Below are 21,597 nucleotides of genomic sequence, written 5' to 3' on the forward strand. Positions count from 1 at the left end.
ACGGCGTCAGACGATGTCCTGCTCATGCCCGGCCGCGACCTTCCGCAGCCCGCGGTACGCCTCGGCGGGTGAACGACGGCCCGCGACCACGGCCTCGACCTCTGCTGCGATCGGCATCTCGACGTCGTACTCGCGCGCGAGTTCCATCACTGTCGGTGCGGTTTTCACGCCCTCGGCGACCTGACCGAGTTCGGCGAGCGTTTCCTCCAGGGTCAGGCCACGCGCAAGAGCCTCGCCCACCCGCCGGTTCCGAGATGCCGGGCTCGTGCACGTGGCGATCAGGTCCCCGATTCCGGTCAGGCCCGCGAACGTACGCGGGTCGGCGCCCATCGCCTCCCCGAGACGTGTCATCTCTGCGAGACCGCGAGTGAGGACCATCGCGCGTGTATTGTCGCCCACCCCGAGTCCTTCGGCCATGCCTGCGGCGATCGCAACGATGTTCTTGAGTACGCCACCGAGTTCGCACCCGAGCACATCGGTGTTGCGATACACCCGGAATACCTTGGACGCGAACAGCGGTTGAAGTGCCGTGGCCACGGAGTCGTCCTGCATCGCGACGACCGTCGCCGCAGCCTTGCCGTCGGCGATCTCACCGGCGATGTTCGGTCCGGACAGCAATCCGACGGGATGCCCGGGCAGGCACTCGGATACCACCTGGGTCGGTCGCAGACGCGTTCCAGGTTCGAGGCCCTTCGCGAGTGACAGGATCGGCACCCACGCGCGCAGTCGGTCGGCGATCTGTTCGAGCGTCGTGCGCACCGCGTGCGAGGGCACGCCCACCACCAGAACATCGGCTTCGTGGGCAGCTTCGGCAATGTCCGTTGTGGCGCGTAACCCGTCCGGAAGCTCACGGTCGCCGAGATATCTGCTGTTGCGTCGCCGCTCGTTGATCTCCGTGACGGTGTCCGGATCGCGCGCCCACAACAGCGTCGGTGTGTTGTGTGCCGCGAGCGCGGCCACGGTGGTGCCCCAGGAGCCGGAGCCCAGAACGACGACGTGAACCGGACGTGCCATGGTGATCCTCGAGTTCGTAGACGGTGGTGCCAATCCAGAGTGGCAGTTGCGGTCTCACCACGAGGTGTGTTTGCCCGACTTCGTCGTGGTGTCCCCATCGTTATGAGTCCAGCTGAGAGTGCGTTTCCGGACTCGAATGGGCATTTTCTCGGGTAACGCGATAGCCGAGACCTTCGACGTACCGAATATGGCTACAGCACAACGTGGACGAGCCCTGACCCGGATCGCGCTCGGTGCAGGCGCCATCGCAGTGTCTGCCCTCATCGGTGCGGCACCTGCGACTGCGCAGGAACCGCCCGTGCGCGACGGAGGTGCGGGTACCGTCCCACGGGAATCCATGCCCGATGCCGTCCTCGGCTATGCAGGATTCCTCACGCCGCGGATCGAGTCCGAGATGGTGGGGATACCGACTCGGTACGGCAGTCTGTGCGCACCACGCGAGGTGTACACGCAGTACGGCGACCCGACCGGTCACCGCGCCCGGACCTACGCGGTGGACGGTTTCGCCGCGCACGAACTGAGCGGCCCACCAGGAACGGCCGGCGCCGAGGTGTTCGAATACGCCACGGCTGAGGCCGCCGACACGGCATTCGAGACCGTGAAGAACCTGACCTACGGATGCGAGGTGCCGGTCGACGGGCTGGTGGTCCCGTCCGTGTCGCCGAACAACACACTGTGGGGTGGTCCCGGGGAGCCCACCGACGGTGATGCCTTCTCCGTCCAGTCGGGCAACTATCTCGCGCACGGTGGCTCCGACAGCTACACGACCGCGCGATACGACCGGTACATCATCGTCGGCGGATATCACACGCCGCCGCATCCCGATGCGCCGTTCATCGAGCCTGCGCAGGGCGTCGCCGTGGCCGACAAGGCGGTGAACGCCACACGCAACTCCGCGCTCGGACTCGCGTGAATCTGCGGACGCAGGTCAGATGGTCCGATACCCGTCAATGTCAGAAAAACCACACTTGATCTGCGAATTTTCATTGGCGGTGGAGACACCGCGTGGCTACTCTCGGCGGATATGAGTGAGCCGAGTCCGTACCCCGGACGCCTGCAGGCGACCTTCGTCCCAGCCCTCGCCACTCTTGTGTGGTGGGGCGTCACGGACGTGGAGTCGGCGTTGACCGCGCTGGGCCTCCCGACGGGGACCGCCACCACGTGCCGGCTCGCGGTGCCAGTGGGTGCCGGCACCGTTGCTCCGCAGACGGTCGAGGTTCGGGTGGCGGACCTTGCCGCCGTGCTACCCGCGTTGAGCAGGCTGGACTCCGGCGACCTCGGTGCGTCAGTGTGGGCGTGGCGCCGGGCCGCGCTGCTGATGGACGGCGACGCCGCGGTGTGGGCGGACTTGGCGGCGTCGATGCCGCCTGCCGCGCACGCCTGCCTGCGCGAGGACGAGACCGCGATCGGGACAGCGTCGTCGGCGCTGCGTCAATTCGCCGCCGTGGCCCGCACCGGGCGTGAGCTGGTTGTCGCGGATATCCGGGCGACGTTGCGTCCCTATCAGATTCACGGGGTCTCGTGGTTGCGTGCGTTGGAGAGTGAGGGTGGGGGGATCCTCGCCGACGAGATGGGACTGGGGAAGACGCTGCAGGCCATCGCGCTGCTGGCGACCCGGCGGGGCTCCGGACCACATCTGGTGGTGTGCCCGACTTCGGTGATCGGGAACTGGCGGCGCGAACTCGGCCGCTTCGCTCCCGATCTGTGTGTGGTCGTGTATCACGGCGCCGGCCGAGCTTTGCCGGATGACGTCTCGGACGCCCCGGTGGTGCTCACCAGTTACAGCGTCCTCCGTACCGATACGGAGGATCTGACGGCCGTCGCGTGGGACTGCGTGGTGTTCGACGAAGCCCAACAGGTCAAGAACCCGACCTCGCTGGCTGCCAAGGCCGCCGCTCGACTGTCTGCGACGCTGAAGATCGTGATGACCGGAACCCCGGTCGAGAACCGACTCGACGAACTGTGGTCGCTCCTCCACATCAGCAACCCCGCAGTGCTCGGCACCCGCGCACGGTTCCGGCAGCGGTTCGCGACGCCGATCGAATCGGGTCGCTCACGGACCGCCGCGGACCGTCTGACGACTGTCATCGAGCCGTACGTGTTGCGACGAACCAAGTCCGAGGTCGCGACCGAGCTTCCACCGAAACAGTTCTCGACGGTCGCGTGCACGCTGACCGATGAGCAGACCCGGTTGTACCGCGCTGCTGTCGCAGAGGCATTCACGACCGGTCTGTGTCACGGCATCGCCCGACGCGGCAATGTACTGGCCTTGCTGACAACGCTCAAGCAGGTGTGCAACCACCCTGCGCAGGCAGGCTTCGGCGACGATGCTGAACTGGCGGGACGGTCCGGAAAGTTCGATCGTGCAACCGAAATGCTCGCGGAGATCGTCGCAGACGGCGACCGGGCACTGGTGTTCACCCAGTATCGCGGCATGGGTGAATTGCTGTCGGCGCACCTGACCGCCGAACTGGGAGCGGGGACGATCCCGTTCCTGCACGGTGGCCTGAGTGTGGAACGGAGAGACCGGCTGGTCGAGGACTTCCAGACCGGGTCGGATGCGGCGCCCGTTCTGATCCTCAGCTTGCGGGCGGCCGGGTTCGGGCTCAACCTGACCCGGGCCGGCCATGTGCTGCACTACGACCGGTGGTGGAATCCGGCCGTGGAGGCCCAGGCCACCGATCGTGCGCACCGGATCGGTCAGCGACGGACCGTCAACGTGTACACCCTCGTCACCGGGGGCACCATCGAAGACCGCATCGCCACCATGCACGAATCGAAACGTGCTCTGGCCGAATCGATTACAGGGAACACCGAGGTGGAGCTGGCGGATCTGCCGGACACCGAGCTGCGTGCCCTGCTCGACCTCGACGCGATCGGGGTATGAGCGCCGAGTTCGGTGTCACCGCGTGGGGCAGGGCGTGGTTGCGGACCGTCGAGTCGCCGTCCGCGTCTGCCCCGAATCCTGCGCTTCCCCAGGCGCGTTCCCTCGCTCGCAGCGGGGCTGTGCGCCTGGAGACCATCAGGGGCGGGCGGATCGTGGCAGTGGTGACCGTGCGCGGCAAAGCGTTTCCGGTGGCCGTCGAGGTGCCGGTGTGGACGAGGAAGGAGGCCGGGGTGGTGCGCCGGATACTGGATCGTGCGGGTGCCCAGGACCGCCGGGGGGCGTCGGTGATCTACCCGACGCCCTGGTCGCAGATCTCTCGGCCGAGGACATCATGGTGGCATTGCCGACCGCCGAATGCACGGCAACGTGCGGGTGCTCGGGTCGCCGGAGCCCGTGCGTGCACCACCTCGCGGTGCTGTACGGCCTGGTTCAGAGAGTCGACGAGGAACCGGCGGTTGCGGTTGCGCTGCGGGAGGGGGGAGGGAGAGGTCGTTCGGCCAGGACGGCTGTCACCGAACCGGACTGGATTGCTCTGACCGAGATCCACGCGGCCGGGTTCTACGGGGAATGACACCGAAGCCGCTCCGTTTCGCTGTGCCCGGTCGGATCGTGATGTCCGGGCCAGGGCGGGAGGTCACCGACCGAGTAGTTCCGACACCGTCACGAACCGGTAGCCCTCGGCGCGAAGACCGTCGACGATCCCAGGGATCGCTTCGAGCGACGATGTCCGCGATGGATACATCACGTGCAGCAGGATGATCGAGCCCGGGTGTGTCCGGTCGAGGGCCATCCGGACGATCTCGTCGGTATCGGCGGAGGCCGAGTCGGGTTCGACGTCCCACATCACCGTGGTCCGGTCGTGTTCGTCGAGATAGCGGGGGAGCGCGACAAGTTTCTTTCCGTAGGGCGGGCGGAAAGTGATCTCGCCGGCGTAGCCGGCGTCGCGGATCGCGCGGTCGGTGCTCTCGATCTCCTGCGCAACGGTGTCGCCCCCGATGAACACCATCCTGCGATGCGTCGCGGTGTGGTTCCCGAGTTCGTGACCGGCCTCGACGATCGCGCGACCCAACTCGGGCCGCTCGACCATCTCACTGCCCGTGACGTAGAACGTGGCCGGCACGTCGGCGTCCGCGAGCGTCTGCAAGACTTCGGGTGTGAGGGGGCTCGGTCCGTCGTCGAGCGTCAGCGCGACCACCTTCTCCTCGGTGTCCACACGGTCGACGAGGGTGCCGAACAATTGGTAGGTCCGTGAGTCCATGAGCCGATAGGTCGCGAAGGCTGCGACGATCAGAACCAGGACGACGATCGACGCGATCAGCGTCGTGGTTCGTGCGCGCGGTGTCATGCGGGCATGGTGCCAGAGCGGGTGGGCCTATTCGCCGTGAGGATCCGTCCAATCGTGGCGCTCGAGAAGCCATGACACCACCACACCGCCGACGATCCCCCAGAATGCTGCACCGATGTTGAAGAACATCACATCGGACGCGGTGACGATGAACGCGATGAGCGCGCCCATCGTGTAGCGGCGACTGAATCCGGCGACGAACGCGCCCTGCAGCGCTTTGAGCATCGCGAGGCCACCGAGGACTGCGACGAACGCCGCGGGCGCCGCGATCATCCACCGCACGAACAGCGGGGCGAACATGCCGAAGACGATTGCCAGCCCTCCGCACGTCAATGCCGCGGTGTACTGGCGTGACCGCTCACCCGACGAGGTCAGGAGTGCATTGGTCGGTCCGGTCAGGCAGGTCGACACCGCGCCGACACACGCCGCCGGGAGCGACCACAGGCCACACATGATCGTTGAGACGTTGATCGGAGGGTGGTGTCCGGCCGAGCGCAGCACCGCGACGCCCTGCCCGTTCTGCACGACGATGACGGTGATCGCTAGGGGGAGCACCAGTTCGACGATCGCCGACCAGGTGAAGACCGGCGAGGTGAACACCGGTGCGGCGAGGACGTTTCCGCTACCCGGTTCGGGTTCGAACCGGCCCGAGAACGCGACCGCGATGGCACCGGCGACAAGGGCACCGAGTATCGGCGGCATCCACCGACCGAGTGCACCCACAGTGCTGAGCAGCAGGAATATCACGATCATCGGTACCGCGATCGCGAAATCGGCGCCGAGGGCTTTCACCAGGTTCGTGCCGAACGACAGGAACACACCCGCGACCATCGCCATGACGATGGGCATGGGTAGTGCCTCCATGACGCGGCGGACGAGGCCGGTCACTCCCAACACGGTGATCAGCGCGGCAGTGACGAAGAATGCTCCGACCACTTCGGCCCAGCTCAGATGGGTGAGGGAACCGCCGACGAGGATCGTGCCGGGGATGGTCCAGAAGAAGCCCAGTGGTTGCCGGTAGGCGAGGCTGATGGCGATCGTGAGGATGCCGTTGAGGACGAAGACCCCGAAGATCCACGAGGCCAGCTCCGCCTGCGACAGTCCGCCGGTGGCGCCGGCGGCGAGGATCACCGCAACGGGGCCCGTGCACGAGAAGATCAGCCCGATGAGCCCGTTCGACGCGTACTTGGGGCCGAAGTCGCGCAATACTTCCGAGGGCCGGATCCATGGTCGAGGAGGTCGCTCGAACAGGTCGGAATCGGGGCGCGTGGCGTCGTCGACGGCAGTCATCGGGGCCTGTCTCCTTATTCTTCTTGCCGGAAGCGTGCGGCGAGTTCGCTGCGTGAGCGGATGCCGAACTTCGCGTAGACACGGGTCAGGTGGTACTGGACGGTCTTGACCGAGAGGAACAGTTCTCCCGCCACCTCTTTGTTGGTGTGGCCCGACGCGACGAGTGTGGCGACCGCACGTTCCTGCGGTGTCAACGTGGACACGTCGGTATGACGTCGAGTGCTCACGGCGTCACCGGACTTCAACCCGCCTGCTTTGAGCTCGCGGTCGCAGCGCGCGACGATCGAGCCTGCGCCGAGCACGGCATACAGCTCCCGTGCGGTGCGGATCACGCTGTCGGCGTCGCGTCGCCGTCCGGCGCGGCGCAACGTCTGTCCGTACGCGAAATTGATGCGTGCGCGATCGTACGGCAATGGGAGGGTGGCGATTTCGGATAATGCACTCTCGAAGGAGTCGCGGGCCGAGTCGATGTCGCCGCGCGCGCCGTGAATGCGTCCGCGCACGTACCCGAGTCGTGCCTTCGCGGAACGGTGACCTCGCTCGGCGGCGCGTTCTTCGTGGGGGCGCAGGAAGGTGTCGGCGTCGTCGACGCGGCCGGTCATCACCAGCGCGTTGCCGTAGAGGTCGGGCCAGGGCCAGAACCCGGGTTCATCGAGGGCTTCTCTGTGCCGCAGGGTCACGAGGGGGTCGAGTTGGCGGAGCACCCCGTCGTAATCTGCTGCTACTTCTGCGCACTGGGCTGCGGAGATGCAGGAGGGGACGAGCATGAGCGTGTAGTCGTTGCTGCCGGCGCGGCCGTGCCGCAGGTGTTCGCGCGCGGCATCCCAATTACCGCGCAGTGCATGCACCTGGGCCCCCGTCCAGTGAACGAGCGGTCGCAGCAGATCCAGTCCGGTCGAATCGAGTTGTGCGGCTGCCCGATCCACGGTGCGCAGGGCATCGCTCCACGCGCCGAGGGTGAACTGTGTGCGGGCGAGCCATGCTTGCGCCCACAGGGAGATCCGGAGGGAGCCACCGCGGAACGTGGTGGGTTCGGAGGCTTCCAGTTCGGTACGGGCACGATCGGGCGCATCCAACGCCAACGCAAGCCAGCCTTCTGCCATGCGGATGCGTTGGCTCTGTGCCCCGAGGCGGACGTGGTCGGCAAGGCCGGCGTACGAAGCACGGGCCTCGTCGATGTGTCCGGTCATGCCCAGACCGAGGCCTCGGATGGCGTTGGACTCCACGACGGCGGGTGCGTCGCCCGGGACCAGCGACGAGGCGCGATCGGCCCAGGCTACGAGTTCGTCGCCACGCATCCTGGCCAGTGAGTGCAGGACCATCCGCTGGCAGATCATCGCTGCCAGTTCGGGGTCGGTCTCCGATTCGTTGGCCATGGTCCAGGCTTCCGACAGTAGATAGTGCGCTTCGGCAGCGCGCCCTCGCTGGATGGCGAGGTAGCCGAGGACCGCGTTGCGCATCGGACCTCCGGGGGCGCTTTCGATCTCGGGAACGAAGGTCTGAGCCTGGGGGAGATCGGCGGCGCCCGTGAGTGCGTCGACCCCGCGGATCAAACGCTGTGTGCGGAGGTCTCGTTCGGGCGTGATGCGGCCTGCGGTGATGAGCGCCTCGGCGGCCTGCGCCCACGCGCCGTCCGCAGCGCGTTGCCGAGCGAACCGATCGAGTTTGTCTGCGAGGGTGCCGTCGGCGGCGGGTGTGGCCGACACCAGATGGAACAGGGCGTCGCCCTCGTCGTCGACAAGTGTGGCCGCTCGTGCGTGCAGTTCACGCCACCGCGCCGGCCCGATCTCGTCGGTGACGGCGGCGCTGGTCATCGGGTCGGGGAACAACAGGGTGACGATGCCCTGTCGTTCCCGCATCGTCAGCAGACCAGCCGTGTGTGCTTCGTCGAGCAGCGGTGTGGGGTCGTCGACTTCGGCAAGCGCAGAGGCCGGAGCGAGCGGTGATCCGGTGCCCAGGATCGCCGCCGCTTCGATGAGGGCGCGTGTCTCGGGTGAGCAGGCGGTGAGGGCTCGTCGTACTGCCGCGGCGTGTTGCGCAGGTGCCGGGAACCGTGCCTGCCACCGATGCCATTGGGCGCGCGGGATCTCGTCGAGGAGCTGCAATACCGGTCGAGGACTCCCGAGGGTGTGTTCGTGCAGGCGTTGAGCCGTCCAGGGCGAGAGGTCCACGCCCGCGCGGAGGAGTGCGAGCTGGGCGACATCGCCGGAAGTGAGTGCGCGGACATGGACGGTGTCGGCCCGATGCGACGACAGGATTCGAGCGGTGGTGTCGTCGATGCCGTCGGGCAGGACATCGGGGATCACCCACAGCATCAGGATCGGGCGTTGGTGTGCGCGGCGGATCATCGACGAAAGCGACTGCAACGACTCGATATCCGACCAGTGGGCGTCGTCGACGACGATGATCGTGGTGCCGCGGATCGTGTCCAAGTACGCATGGGCCGCATCGATGGGGTCGGCCTCGGGTGCCGGGGCGTGTGTCAACTGTTCGAGCACCGCCCACGGATGGTTCGACTCCCACGGTGCCCCGGAAGCGATCTGTGCATGGACATCACGGTGCCTACTCGTGAAAGACCGGACGAGAGCACTTTTTCCGATGCCGGGTGGACCCTCGACGAGGGCGAGCACGGGAGACCCGGCGCGCGCCCCGTCGAGGAGTCGGTCGAGCTGCGAAAGCTCGTTCTCACGTCCAACCAACATCGAATTGTCCGTCACGCATCCACGGTAGTCCCGGTCGAGGTGCCCGGAACGTCGATCCGCGTGTTGTGCTGCAGCGGCCGAGGAACGAACAGGGTGACGAGACCACCGGCGAGAGCGATCACCGCGAAGATGTAGAAATTCACGTTGTTCGCGAATCCTGCGCCGATCAACAGGCCACCGATGATCGGGCCGAAGATTCCGCCGAGTCGACCGAATCCGGCGCACCATGCGACACCGGCTGCGCGAGCGGGGGTGTCGTAGTAGTTGGAGACGAACCCGTAGACGAGCACCTGGGTGCCGATCGTGCCGACACCGGCGATCGCGACGGCGGTGAGGAGCACGGGCAGCGGGAATCCGAGCGTGAGCATCACCAGGGCTACAGCAGCGAGGAAGAAGGTGGTCACGATGACGGACTGCGGTCCGCGGCCGTCGGCGATCTTCGAGGCGATGAGGCCGCCGACGATCGCACCGCCGTTGAGGACGAGCAGGAATGCGAGCGAGCCGTCGGCGTTGTAGCCGGCATCGGCCATGATCTTCGGCAGCCACGTGTTCAGGCCGTAGGTCAGGAGCAGACCGGCGAAGCTCATCATGCCCAGCAGACCGGTGCCGAGCGCGTACTTCCTGGTGGCGAGCGCAGCGAATCCGATCTTCTCGGTGGGGTGCGAGGGTGCGGCCGTCGGCATCGGGAATCCGAATTTGTCGCAGATGGTCTGCGCCTTGTCGACGCGGCCACGGGATACCAGCCATGCCGGGGACTCGGGGAGCTTGACCAGTGCGATCGGCAGCAGGATCACCAGGGGCAGGGCACCGATCAGGAACAGGCCGCGCCACCCGATGGCGTCGCGCAGCAGGATCGCGAGCAGAGAGGCGAGCACACCACCGGCAGGCACACCGCTGTAGACGATGGCGTTGAACAGGTTGCGCTTGCCGGGAGGGGCGAACTCCGCGACCACGGCACCCGCGGTGGCGACCAGGCCGCCGACGCCGATGCCGGTGAAGAACCGGAGACCACCGAACATGGCGATGCTCGTGGAGAACGCTGCGGCACCCATGCCGACCGAGAACCACACGATGTTGATGAGCATCATCTTGCGGCGGCCGACCCGGTCGCCGAATGCGCCGGTGACGAGAGCGCCGACCATGACGCCGATCAGGGCGTAGGAGCCGAGAGCACCACCCTGCTGCGCCGAGATCTCACCGAGTTGGGTCGGATCGGCCATGAGCGTGGGAAGAACTGTCCCGTACACGACGAGGTCGTATCCGTCGAAGATGATCGCGAGGGTGGCGAGGGCGACGATCCAGATGACGCTTCGCTTGTGCTGTGGACTGGCCCAGGTCTGTGTGGTTTGGGTCATGACGTGCTCCGGTTTGTGTGGGGGGTCACAAATGAATTCGGGCAGAAGGAGGGCCTCACCAGCAGGGAAGGCTCACTGGTGAGGCCCGTCGATGTTGGAGACAGTCGGATTGCTCCGGCTGTCAGCCTTGGTCGCCTCCGGCAACGGGGAGTACCGAACCGGTGATGTACGAAGCCTCGTCGGAGGCAAGGAAGGTGATTGCTGCGGCCTGTTCGTCGAGCGTGCCGTACCGCTTGAGAAGCGAGGAGTCGACGGTCTGGTCCACGATCTGCTGGTACCAGGCCTTTTCCTGCTCCGACTGCGGGGCCGGACCACGTGCGACCCGCCGCTCGGGGGCAACGGTACCGCCGGGGGCGGTGGCGACCACACGGATGCCGTACTGGGACAACTCGAGCGCGAGCGCCGAGGTGATCGCATTGACGCCGCCCTTCGCTGCGGCGTACGGAACACGATTGACGCCGGAGGTAGCCACGGACGACACGTTGACGATCGTCCCGGACCCCTGGTCGATGAGGTACGGCGCTGCCGCGCGGCACGACCACAGGGTGGGGAACAACGACCGGCGGATCTCTTTCTCGATCTCGTCGGGCGCATAGTGCTCGTACGGCTTGGCCCAGATGGTGCCGCCGACCACGTTGATGAGCACGTCGAGTCGTCCGGCTGCCTGCACCGCGAACGCGAGTGCCTTCTCGGCGCCCTCGAAGGTCTCGAGGTCCGCGGTCACCGAATGTGCCTTGCCGCCGTCGGCACTCAGGGTTTCGGCGACCTCGTGGACGAGTTCGGCGCGGTCGACGAGGACGACCTCCCCACCTTCGGCCGCGACGCGGGTCGCGACCGTGAGACCGATGCCCTGGGCGGCACCGGTGATCGTCAGGCATTTGCCGTCGAATCGTCCGGGGAAGATCTTCGTCTCGCTCATCGCGCACCTGCTGTCGCGCCCTCGGCGATCGCCCGTCGCATGGTCTCCTTGGCGTGGCCGGCGTGGGCGATCATCAGCTCGCGTGCCGCAGCCTTGTCGCCCTTCTCGAAGGCCTGGACGAGCTGCAGGTGCTCGTCCACGATGTGCCCTTCGATCCAGTGCGCATCACGCAGGACCTGGTACATCAGCTGCGTCACCTCGAGACGGTTGTAGGCCTCGAGCAGCACCGGGTTGGTGCAGCAGCGGAACAGGAACTCGTGGAATGCGGCGGTGGTGTCGGTGAACGCTTCGGCGTCGGTGAAGTGGTCACCCTCGACGGACGCGCCGGACGCCTCCGCGAGAATCCGGAACTCGATGAGCTGTTCCGGGGTGAGCCGTCCGATGGTGAGTTCGAGAACGCCGAGTTCGAGTGCCATGCGGGCGTCGAATTGCTCGTCGGACTCCGCGACGGGCGGGTGCTCCTCGCCGATCTCGTAGTTGCCCGGCGATGCGGGGGTCTCGAGTGCGACGGGCCGGCCTGTTTCCGCGGCCGCCTTCTCAGCGGCGGCCTTCTCCGCTTCGGTGGGTGCCGATGCGGTCGCGCCGCCCGGGGTGGCGGACGTGTTGAACTTCTCGAAGTAGAAGTTCGCGGGCGTGATGTCGTTGTCCGACAAGTGAGTACGTACCGCTTCCACCATGGGCGGCGGGCCGCACAGGTAGATGTCGACGTCGCCGTCGTTGAGGTGTTGCGGCTCGAACAGGCCGGTGACGTAGCCCTTGTTGGGCGCAGACGACTTCTTGTCCGCGACGCAGTAGTCGAACGTGAAGTTCGGCAGCGACTTCGTGTACTCCTGAAGCTTCTCGAGCTCGACGAGATCGTGGTCGAACGTGACGCCGTAGATCAGGTGCACCGGATGATCGGTGCTTTCGGTCTTCACCTTCGACAGGATCGACAGCAGCGGGGCGAGCCCGGTGCCGCCGGCCAACAGCAGCGACGGACGCTTGCGCTCGCGGAGGAAGAAGCTGCCGAACGGCCCGGTGAACTCGAGGGTGTCGCCCACCTGCGCACGATCGCGCAGGTATTCCGACATCAGGCCGCCTTCGGTGATCTTCACCAAGAACGCCAGCGAGTTGTCGTGCGGGCCGGTGCTGAACGAGTACGAGCGCGTCGCCTGCTTGCCCGTGCCGTCGTCGCTGCCGGGAACCCCGATGTTGACGTACTGCCCGGGCAGGAACACCAGGTCGTCCCGGTTCTCGATCTCCACGGTGAACCCGACGACGCTCTCGGAGAAGCGGTTGAGTTCGGTGATCGTTGCGGTGTACGAGGCGGCCGCGGTCTTCGCGACATCCGACGTGCTGGCGATCTGCACGACCAGATCCGACTCCGGCATCATCTGGCACGGAAGGCAGTAGCCCTCTTCGGCTTCCTCGTCGGTCAGGGCGTCCTCGATGTAGTCGCCACCGTCGAAGGTGCCGGATTCGCAGAACGCCTTGCAGGTCCCGCACGCGCCGTCGCGGCAGTCGAGGGGGATGTTGATCCGCGCCTTGTACGACGCATCGGCGACGGTCTCGTTCGGCTTGACCTTGATGAAGCGGGTGACCCCGTCCTCGAAGCTCAATGCCACCTGGTACGTCATGGTGTCCAAGCCTCCTTTCGTGATTCGGGGGTACTAGACGACGTAGACGTCGACGATGTGATGGATGTAGTCGTTCTTCAGGACGATCTTCTTCTTCTTGATCACCGGCTGGTCACCAGAGACATCGAGCGTGATGAACGTCGTGCCGAAGTAGGTGTCCGTCGTGTTGTAACGGAAGTACAGCGAGAACCAGTTGTGGCGCAGGTCGATCTCGGTACCGCGGCGCTCGAGGATCTCGACGTTGGTGATGTTGTGACCGGTACGAGGTTCGGGCAGCGACGTCGACGACGAACGGTCGGTGCGGATACGGAACACGCGATCTTCGAGCCCACCCCGGTTGGAGTAGTAGATCAGCGAGATCTCCGCCTGCGGATCCTCGGTGGTCTTACCGTTGTCGTCCCACGCCGGCATCCAGTATTCGGCGTCGGGGTGGTAGCACTCGAGCCACTTCTCGAACTCGCGGTCGTCGAGGTAGCGCGCCTCCTTGTAGAGGAACTGTTCGATGTCGGTCTGCGTCAACTCTGTTGCAGTAGTCATGATTCCGGTTCCTCTCAGAGCGCGGTGGGCTCGCCGGCGGCGGCTGCCGCGGCTTCGGCGTCGACGGCCTTGCGCATCGTCTCGAGCCAGTAGCCGTGCTGGATCGGGTAGAGGCCCTCGTCCTCGGTCTTCACTCCGCTGGACAGGACGCCGTCCATACCGAGATCCTTCGCGACCTGGTCCGGGCCGTTCAGGACGTGGGTGGCTCCGCGACTCATGTCGTTCCACGGGGCGGCGGTCGCGAGGTAGGTCTTCTGGCAGGACCGGAATTCCTCGAGATCGTCGGGGGTGGCCATTCCGGTCGCGTTGAAGAAGTCCTCGTACTGGCGGATGCGGTTGGCGCGCGACTCGGCGCTCTCGCCCTTGGGTGCGATGCAGTAGATCGTCACCTCGGTCTTGTCCACCGAGATCGGGCGGAGGTGCCGGATCTGCGACGAGAACTGGTCCATGATGTAGACGTTCGGGTACAGGCACAGGTTGCGCGACGCCCCGACCATGAACTCGGCTTTCTTCTCGCCGAATTCCTTCGCGAGTTCGTCCTTGCGGGGGTACAGCGGACGGTCCTCCGGGTTGCCCCACCACATCCACAGCAGCAGGTGGCCGTGCTCGAACGAGTAGTAGCCGCCACCCTGCTTGCCCCACGTGCCTGCGTCCATGGCCTTGGTCTCGTTGGCGGACTCACCGGCGCCGCGACGGGCGGTGGTGGCCGCGTAGTTCCAGTGCGTTGCCGACACGTGGTAACCGTCGGCGCCGTTCTCGGCCTGCAACTTCCAGTTGCCGTCGTAGGTGTAGGTGGAGGATCCGCGCAGCACCTCGAGGCCCTCGGGGGACTGATCGATGAGCATGTCGAGCATCTTCGTGGAGTCGCCGAGATGCTCCGCGAGCGTCTTGACGTCGGGGTTCAGGCTGCCGAACAGGAATCCGCGGTAGCTCTCGAAGCGTGCGACCTTGGTCAGGTCGTGGCTGCCGTCGGTGTTGAACTGTTCCGGGTAGCCGGCGTCGCGCGGGTCCTTGACCTTGAGCAGCTTGCCGTTGTTGCGGAAGGTCCAGCCGTGGAACGGGCACGTGAAGGTCGTGCGGTTGTCGGTCTTGCGGCGGCACAGCATCGCTCCGCGGTGGCTGCACGCGTTGATCAGGGCGTGCAGTTCGCCTTCCTTGTCGCGGCTGATGACGATGGGCTGACGACCGATGCTGGTGGTGAAGTAGTCGCCGACATTCGGGATCTGGCTCTCGTGCGCGAGGTACACCCAATTGCCCTCGAAGATGTGCTTCATCTCCAGCTCGAAGATCTCTTCGTCGGTGAAGACATCGCGACGGACCTGGTGCCGTCCGGTGTCGGGATCTTCGACGAGTGCTCTGTCGAGGTGGGTGCGCACGTGCTCCACGATGTCGGTCATGGGTCCTCCAGTGTCGGCGTAGTTCCCGGGACGTACAGGGCTGATGTCCGATTCCGGCTCGTACATAGCTGTCGTGCGGGACTCTGTGGACTGGCTGTGTCCGATGCGGCTCGGACGGGCTGTGTCCGGCGTTGTTACTACCCTGACATCCTGTGTCCACGGTCACACCGGGTAAATGCCTAGTGATACCTAGGACCCGAGGCTCGAGGGCCGAAGTGCTCTGGACGAGCAGAATGGCCGAATGTCGCCTTCATGCACTCGAGCAGCATGAAGGCGACATTCGGTCGTCTGGGGAGCGGGACCTTACCCGGCGGCGGAGAACTTCTCGCGCCGGATCCGGCGCGGCGACATCCGGCGCCGTTTGAACGACTTCACCGAAGCGTCCACGAACTTCTCCGAGCCGCAGATGTAGCCGGTGAACTCCTTCGCCGAGGCGACGTCCTCCACGAAGGCGTCGGTGACGTAGCCTTCCCGATCGCCACCGTTCTCGCGGCTCACGCAGGTGACGTACCGGAGTCCGGAATGCCTGCTCGCGAGTTCGCGGAAGAAGTCGGCGTCGTACACGTCGGCGCAGGTGCGTACCCCGTGGTAGAGCAGGATTTCCCGATCCGGGTTCAGCGTGAGCGCATGACGGACGATGCCCTTGAGTGGTGCGAGTCCGGTCCCGCCGCCGAGCAGAGCCATCGGGCCTGTGTTCTCCTCGTCGAACGTGAAATCTCCGTACGGGCCGGTCATGTCGATACGGTCGCCCACCTCGATCGGTCCGAACAGCCATTCGGAGGCCACTCCGCCGGGCTGCCGGCGGACATGCAGTTCGAGCAGTTTCGGTTCCGTCGGCGGGTTGGCGAGGGAGTACTGGCGCTTCGTCGAGGTTCCCGGCACGGTGATATCGACGTACTGCCCCGCAGAGAACGTGAGTGGTTCGTCGAGGGTCAACAGCACGCGGCGTGTATCGGCGGCGATATCGCGCACCTCGGAGACCGTGGCGACGAAGTCGTGCAACACGTGCGTCGACGTGGGCTCCTCTGCGATCGGGGGGTCGATCGTGGTATCGCTGCAGGGCGTGGCCTGGCAGGCCAGTGCGAATCCTGCGACGCGTTCGTGCTGAGGGAGTGTGTTCTCGGGCGAAGTCCGGTGGTCGACCGAACCCGAGCGGACCTTGATCTTGCACGTGCCGCACGTTCCCTGATTGCACGAGTTGGGCATCCACACGCCGCTGCGCAGGAACGCGTCCAGAAGGGGCTGATCGGGGCCGCAGTCGACCGATGTGGCGCCGGTGGTGACGGTGTACGACATGTCAGACCTCCCAGGTTGCGTGCAGCGAGGTGGGACCACGGAAGCCCCAGCCCCAGAACTCGACGTCCTCGCTCGTGTCACGTTCGAGATTGGGGATGGTTTCGAGCAGTTCTTCGAGCCCGATACGACAGACGTGGTTCGCGAAGTAGATGCCCGCGCAGGCGTGGTTGCCGGTACCGAACGCGAGGTGGGGTAGCGGCGGTCGCGTCATGTCGTACTCGGTGGGAGCTTCGAACGTGTCGGCGTCGTGGTTGGCCGATCCGTAGGACAGGATGACGACCGATCCTTCGGCGACCGCGATGCCGGAGACCGCAGTGTCGCGCTTGGCGATTCGGGCGGTTCCCGACCAGATCGGTGACGTCCAGCGCATTCCCTCGGCGATGGCACGGGGGATCAGATCGGGTTCGTCGACGACGGCCTCGAACTGCTCGGGGCGCGTGAACAGGCCGGCCAGTGTCGACGACATGGCGTGCCCCGGTTCCTGCATGGCGCCGAGGAGGAACACGTAGAGCGTCGGGTAGATGTAGTCACGGTCGCGGGTCTTCCCCTCGGGCATGCCGTCGTGCAGCCAATGCGAAATGGCGCTGTCGTCCGGATGCTCGATCCAATGGTCGATCAGCGGATCGACGATCGACTGGATCTCGGCCTTTGCCGCGTCACCCTCGTCGAATCGTTTCTGATCGGTGAAGTTGCCGTCGGCATCGACTGCGGCATTCGTGAACGAGTCGGACAGCTTGTGGAACCATTCGCGAAGTGTGTCCGAGCCGACGTCCTTCAGACCGAGGAGGTCTCCGAGTGCCCGGACGCTCAGCGGCTCGCAGTACTGCGTGACCAGGTCGGCCCTACCGGTAGCGTCGAATGCGTCGAGGTAGCGGCGGGCGATCGGTCGGACGAGATTCTCGACCCACCGGTCCACTTCGCTCGGCTGCAGCGCCGGCTCGACCATCGACCGCAGATCCTTGTGGATATCGCCGTTGACACCGATGATCGCCGGATGCCCGAATGTGCGGCCACCGGCCGGAGTGATGATCCCTTCGAAGTCGTCACTGTTCGCGATCGTGCGGCACGCTTCCGTTGTCGACGCGACGTATGCCCCGAGCACAGGCAGGAATGCGATGGGTGCTTCGGCCCGCAGTCGCTCGTAGACCGGGTACGGGTTGCGTTCGAGTTCGGCCATGGTGACTTCGTCGATCCAGGAGAGAGTGCTCGTCATGGGATGCTCCTCGGGGTGGGTCGTGGGCCCTGTCTCGTGGGGGCCTTCCGTACGCTGTGATGAGGACCATATGATCCAGGTCACTCGGGGTTCTATGCCGATTGCGCGGAGTCGGTACGCATCGCGCGGAAATGTTGCCGAGCAGGAGTCGGGAGGTGAGAAGGTGGCAGAGTTCGAGGACTGGGAGGACGCCTCCCGAGTGGTCGCCGACGTGTATTTCCCGCACGAATTGACCGTTCTCTCCGGTACCGATCGGCCTGAATTGCAGCTGTCGTCGGTGGATTTCGGTCCCGTGATGATCGGCAGGCTCACCTGGGGTGTCGATGTGGCCATCGAGTGCGAATATCCCGGGGCGTACGAGATCAACATCCCGCTCGCGGGCGTGCTCGAATCTCGGGGCGACGGTGGTGCGGTTGTCTCCGGTCGGGGTCAGGCCTCGGTGTTCAGTGCAGACACACCGAATCGGATCACACGTTGGGATGCAACGTGTTCGGTGCTGGGTGTCAAGTTCGATCGCGACCATCTCGAACGCGAGGCCGACCGGATTCTGGGTGCACCGCTGCGGTCCCGGCTCGTGCTGCCCGACCAGATCGATCTCACGGGGTCGGCCGATGACTGGCGCCGTCTGGTCGCCGCATTGTCGGATCAGCTCGAAGGTGCAGGGTCGCTTACCAACCCCCTTGTGTCGCAGCAGCTTGCGGGTGCCGTCACCACCGCGTTCGTGCTGGCGGTGTCTCCCCCGTCCGAAGAGGCAGCTCCGGCGCCGAGGCCGGGGATGGTCCGACGGGTCCTCGACGCGTTGCACGACGACCCGTCACGCCCATGGACCGCTGCGGACATGGCGGAGATCGCCGGCACCAGCGTGCGGCGTATGCAGGAGACATTCGCCGACTATGTGGGAAGCAGTCCGTCCGCGACCTTGCTCGACATCAGATTGGACCGCGCGCACGCAGAACTCGCGGCCGGGGGCTCCGGCGTCACGGTGACCGACGTCGCGTTCCGGTGGGGTTTCAGCAGCCCGAGTCGATTCGCGACGGCATACCGCAAGCGGTATGGAACGGCGCCGGCGGAGACGCTACGGCAGCGATGAACGTCTGCCGACAGGGGCAACCGAATGGGACAGATACACACCGAATTTCGGTGTGTATCTGTCCCAAAGGTATGTATCTGCGTTACCCGACCCACATGGTCGGGGTCGGGCGGTCGAAGGACAACTCGGGATAGTCGTCGTCGGCGACCGGTGTCCGCAACCGTCGTTCCGCGTAGTCGTGGCCGTTCGTGCGCATGTACTCGATGCACGCCACCGTGTAGCCGAGGGAATCGCTGCGGTCGGTGCCCGCCGGGCGGAACAGGTTGGGGAAGCCGTGCGCGGTCACGGCGGCCGGATCGATGGCGGCGGCTTCGCGACCCTGCAGGTGGATCTTCCCGTCGCCGTCGATCGCGAACTTGGCGCGGGCGATGACGAACCTTCCGACATGGATCTCCCAGCGATTGTTGATGTCGTCGTAGGTTGCAGCGGTTGCGTTGACCAACTCGCGGACGGACAGATGCAGGTCGTCGCGGAGGCGGACCGCTGCACGCTGGGATGCGAAGGAGCGCCCGAGGATCACGGCGTCGAACTCCGGAATGGGGGCGGGGGCACCGGAATTCGAGGCGGCGGACATCTCGGACGCTCCTTCGCGTGATGGTGGTGGGAACCGCGCGCAGGCGGGAGGGGGGTCGTCCGCCTGCGCGCGGTAGTCAGGCTTCTACTTGTAGAACGCCGAGACGTCCGAGTTGCCGACGAGATCGGGCACGGTCCAACCGTCGAGGTCGTACTCGCTCATGAACTGCTCGGCGAAGCCCTTCATGGAGGCAACATCACCGCGGGTCTCGGCGGCGAACAGCAGTTCCGCCTTGACGTTCTCGTGGTTGCCGGCGTAGTTCCGCTCGTAGAGCTCGTGGCGGCCACCGAACTCGGATCCGATCGAATCCCACAGTGCCTTCATGACCTTGACCCGGTCGACGGCCTGGATTCCGTCGGAGCCGCGAACGTACTTGTCAAGGTAGGGGCGTACGTCGGGGTTCTTGAAGTCGGCTGCAGACGACGGTAGGTAGATCAGGCCCGAGGCGACGTCCTGCTCGATGATCTCCTTGATGCGGGGGTAGCCCTGCATCGCGAACATTCGGTACGTCAGGCCGTATTCGAGCTTCGGGATGACGGTGTCGCCGATCCACGGTTCGGGGTTGTTGACCATGGAGTCGGTCAGAGACCAGAACAGGTTGCGCCAGCCGATGACCTCACCGACGCGGGTCTGCACTCCTCGGAAGCCGCCGGCGCCGGTGGCGTCGAGGGCCTTCATGAGCAGGCCGGCGATGAAGTCGAGCTTGACCGCGAGACGCGTGCAGCCCTGCAGGGTGAAACGCTGGAGGAATCCGGAACCCGGAAGGAAATTGTTGATCTTCTCGACGTCCCCGTACATGAAGACGTTCTCCCAGGGCACCAGGACCTTGTCGAAGATGAAGATCGCGTCGTTCTCATCCATGCGCGACGAGATCGGGTAGTCGAACGGGCTGCCGACGACCGCGGCGTTCTGCGAGTACGAGGCGCGGGAGATCAGCTTGATGCCCGGTGCGTCCATCGGCACCGTGCAGATCAGCGCGAATTCCTTCTTCTTGATCGGCAGGCCGTAGTGGGCGATGAAGTTGTAGTTGGTGATGGCGGAACCGGTCGCGACGACCTTCGCGCCCGAGACGATGAGGCCGGCGTCGGTCTCCTTCTCGACCTTCATGAACACGTCGCCGACCTGGTCCGGGGGCAGCTGGCGGTCGACCGGCGGATTGATGATCGCGTGGTTCCAGTACAGGACCTTCTCCTGCGATTCCCGGTACCAGCGCTTCGCGTTGTCCTGGAACGGGTTGTAGAACTCGTCGTTCGCGCCGAGCGTGCCGAGGAAGGAGGCCTTGTAGTCGGGGGAGCGGCCCATCCAGCCGTAGGTCAGGCGTGCCCAGGTGGCGATGGCATCGCGGTCCTTGATCAGGTCGGCGGAGGATTTCGGGGTGCGGAAGAACGGCATCGTGACGCCGCCGTTGCCGGTGTCGGTCGGTGTGGTGAGCGCGTCGACGTGCTCACCGGTGTGCATCGCGTCGTAGAGCCGCGCGGTCATCCGGATGGAGTTGCGGAAGGCCGGATGGTTCGTGAAGTCCTTGACCTTCTCGCCGTGCAGATAGATCTCCCGGCCGTCGTCGATCGACGCGATGTACTCGTCGCCCGTCATGGGACGTGTTGCGAAGTTCTGCGTCTGGTTCGCCTCGCATTGCGCAGCCACGTTGACCTTGGAGCGGTCGAGTTTTTCGTCGGGGCGGGATTCGGTGGTGGTCATGGAGTTCTCCTCGTCCGATGGGGCAGAGAAAGGGGTGGGTGTCAGGCCGGGGCCGGAGCCAGGTGGAACGGGGTGAAGCGTGTCTGAGCGTCGAACCATCCGCTGTGCGGATCGTCCATCGAGCCGTTCCACGCAGCGGATGCGCTGGGAGCGCCGAGATCGTGGAACGTGCTGCGGAAGAAGAGGAGAGGATCGACGTCGCGGCTGGAGGCGTCGACGATCTCGCCGATGTAGATGACGTGGTCGCCGCCGTCGTACTCGCGCCACGGGATGCACGAGATCGTCGCGGCGGTGCCGGCTAGGACGGGAGAGGTGGGGCCGTCCTCCCATGTCGGCTCGGGCGATTGCGGCCTACCTGCGAAGTGCAGTGCGGTGTCGACCTGGTCGGCCGCGAGGACGTTCACGGCGAACGGCGCACCCGATAGGAATCCGCAGGCCTTGGATTTGCGTGTCAGGGTGACCTGGCACAGGCGCGGCTCGAGCGAGACCGCGGTGAAGGCGGTGACGGTGGCGCCGTGTGGCTCACCGTCCCGGTTGGCGCAGGTGATGACGGTGACGCCACTTGCGAACTGTCCGAAGATGTTTCGCAGGTCTCGCGATTCCATTTCTGCGTCCTCCCTGTCCGGTTCGATCTGGTGTGACACAGACCATATGGATTCCGGAA

At 65.6% G+C, this 21,597-nt stretch carries 18 protein-coding genes; 4 read left to right on the forward strand and 14 right to left on the reverse strand.

Features of this window, described 5'->3' with window-relative positions:
* Nucleotides 1–6: 6 nt before the first annotated feature.
* Entirely contained in the window at nt 7–1,014 is a 1,008-nt protein-coding gene (locus ACZ46K_RS05905; protein ID WP_464747174.1) for an NAD(P)H-dependent glycerol-3-phosphate dehydrogenase, read from the reverse strand.
* A 187-nt stretch (nt 1,015–1,201) separates the two neighbouring features.
* On the opposite strand from ACZ46K_RS05905, the gene ACZ46K_RS05910 reads away from it, so the two are divergent.
* The 3 genes from ACZ46K_RS05910 (at nt 1,202) to ACZ46K_RS05920 (ending at nt 4,472) form a co-directional block, all read left to right on the forward strand.
* Nucleotides 1,202–1,927: a hypothetical protein gene (locus ACZ46K_RS05910; protein ID WP_054806414.1), complete on the forward strand. Its 726-nt coding sequence runs from the start codon at nt 1,202–1,204 to the stop codon at nt 1,925–1,927.
* 111 nt (nt 1,928–2,038) lie between these two features.
* On the forward strand, nt 2,039–3,901 hold the full coding sequence (locus ACZ46K_RS05915; RefSeq protein WP_464747176.1) for a DEAD/DEAH box helicase: 1,863 nt from the start codon (nt 2,039–2,041) through the stop codon (nt 3,899–3,901).
* Nucleotides 3,902–4,109: 208 nt separating this feature from the next.
* Nucleotides 4,110–4,472 carry a hypothetical protein gene (locus ACZ46K_RS05920; protein ID WP_464747177.1) on the forward strand — a complete coding sequence of 121 codons (363 nt, stop codon included), beginning with the start codon at nt 4,110–4,112 and terminating at the stop codon, nt 4,470–4,472.
* 63 nt (nt 4,473–4,535) lie between these two features.
* On the opposite strand, the gene ACZ46K_RS05925 is transcribed toward ACZ46K_RS05920, so the two are convergent.
* From ACZ46K_RS05925 to ACZ46K_RS05970, 10 genes are all read right to left on the reverse strand, one after another.
* Entirely contained in the window at nt 4,536–5,246 is a 711-nt protein-coding gene (locus ACZ46K_RS05925; RefSeq protein WP_464747178.1) for a polysaccharide deacetylase family protein, read from the reverse strand.
* 27 nt (nt 5,247–5,273) lie between these two features.
* Nucleotides 5,274–6,536, reverse strand: coding sequence for a benzoate/H(+) symporter BenE family transporter (locus tag ACZ46K_RS05930; protein WP_054809606.1), 1,263 nt, complete (start codon nt 6,534–6,536; stop codon nt 5,274–5,276).
* A 14-nt stretch (nt 6,537–6,550) separates the two neighbouring features.
* Nucleotides 6,551–9,238, reverse strand: a complete 2,688-nt coding sequence (locus ACZ46K_RS05935) for a helix-turn-helix transcriptional regulator (RefSeq protein ID WP_464749246.1) — start codon at nt 9,236–9,238, stop codon at nt 6,551–6,553.
* Nucleotides 9,239–9,249: 11 nt separating this feature from the next.
* Entirely contained in the window at nt 9,250–10,593 is a 1,344-nt protein-coding gene (locus ACZ46K_RS05940) for an MFS transporter (RefSeq protein ID WP_054805088.1), read from the reverse strand.
* Nucleotides 10,594–10,714: 121 nt separating this feature from the next.
* Nucleotides 10,715–11,512 carry a 1,6-dihydroxycyclohexa-2,4-diene-1-carboxylate dehydrogenase gene (locus ACZ46K_RS05945; RefSeq protein ID WP_054809607.1) on the reverse strand — a complete coding sequence of 266 codons (798 nt, stop codon included), beginning with the start codon at nt 11,510–11,512 and terminating at the stop codon, nt 10,715–10,717.
* Entirely contained in the window at nt 11,509–13,128 is a 1,620-nt protein-coding gene (gene benC / locus ACZ46K_RS05950; protein WP_464747183.1) for a benzoate 1,2-dioxygenase electron transfer component BenC, read from the reverse strand. Before benC ends, ACZ46K_RS05945 begins: the two co-directional genes overlap by 4 nt.
* Before the next feature lie 33 nt (nt 13,129–13,161).
* The gene (benB, locus tag ACZ46K_RS05955; RefSeq protein WP_054805087.1) at nt 13,162–13,665 is read right to left on the reverse strand and encodes a benzoate 1,2-dioxygenase small subunit; all 504 of its coding nucleotides are present in this window, start codon (nt 13,663–13,665) and stop codon (nt 13,162–13,164) included.
* A 14-nt stretch (nt 13,666–13,679) separates the two neighbouring features.
* Nucleotides 13,680–15,062, reverse strand: a complete 1,383-nt coding sequence (gene benA / locus ACZ46K_RS05960; RefSeq protein ID WP_054809611.1) for a benzoate 1,2-dioxygenase large subunit — start codon at nt 15,060–15,062, stop codon at nt 13,680–13,682.
* A 303-nt stretch (nt 15,063–15,365) separates the two neighbouring features.
* On the reverse strand, nt 15,366–16,358 hold the full coding sequence (locus ACZ46K_RS05965; protein ID WP_464747185.1) for a 2Fe-2S iron-sulfur cluster-binding protein: 993 nt from the start codon (nt 16,356–16,358) through the stop codon (nt 15,366–15,368).
* A 1-nt stretch (nt 16,359) separates the two neighbouring features.
* Nucleotides 16,360–17,571 carry a cytochrome P450 gene (locus ACZ46K_RS05970; protein ID WP_464747187.1) on the reverse strand — a complete coding sequence of 404 codons (1,212 nt, stop codon included), beginning with the start codon at nt 17,569–17,571 and terminating at the stop codon, nt 16,360–16,362.
* Between the two features lie 163 nt (nt 17,572–17,734).
* Here ACZ46K_RS05970 and ACZ46K_RS05975 point away from each other — a divergent pair, with 163 nt between their 5' ends.
* The gene (locus ACZ46K_RS05975; RefSeq protein ID WP_054805091.1) at nt 17,735–18,661 is read left to right on the forward strand and encodes an AraC family transcriptional regulator; all 927 of its coding nucleotides are present in this window, start codon (nt 17,735–17,737) and stop codon (nt 18,659–18,661) included.
* Nucleotides 18,662–18,743: 82 nt separating this feature from the next.
* On the opposite strand, the gene ACZ46K_RS05980 is transcribed toward ACZ46K_RS05975, so the two are convergent.
* The 3 genes from ACZ46K_RS05980 to ACZ46K_RS05990 all read right to left on the reverse strand — a co-directional run bounded on the left by ACZ46K_RS05980 (nt 18,744) and on the right by ACZ46K_RS05990 (nt 21,538).
* Nucleotides 18,744–19,235: a hypothetical protein gene (locus ACZ46K_RS05980; RefSeq protein WP_054805086.1), complete on the reverse strand. Its 492-nt coding sequence runs from the start codon at nt 19,233–19,235 to the stop codon at nt 18,744–18,746.
* 84 nt (nt 19,236–19,319) lie between these two features.
* Complete coding sequence (locus ACZ46K_RS05985; RefSeq protein ID WP_464747189.1) at nt 19,320–20,933, reverse strand: 4-hydroxyphenylacetate 3-hydroxylase family protein; 1,614 nt, start codon at nt 20,931–20,933, stop codon at nt 19,320–19,322.
* 41 nt (nt 20,934–20,974) lie between these two features.
* Nucleotides 20,975–21,538 (reverse strand): flavin reductase family protein, encoded by a 564-nt coding sequence (locus ACZ46K_RS05990; RefSeq protein ID WP_054809608.1) that lies wholly within the window; start codon nt 21,536–21,538, stop codon nt 20,975–20,977.
* Nucleotides 21,539–21,597: the final 59 nt, after the last annotated feature.

It is taken from the genome of Rhodococcus sp. JCM 9793 (genome assembly GCF_055380405.1).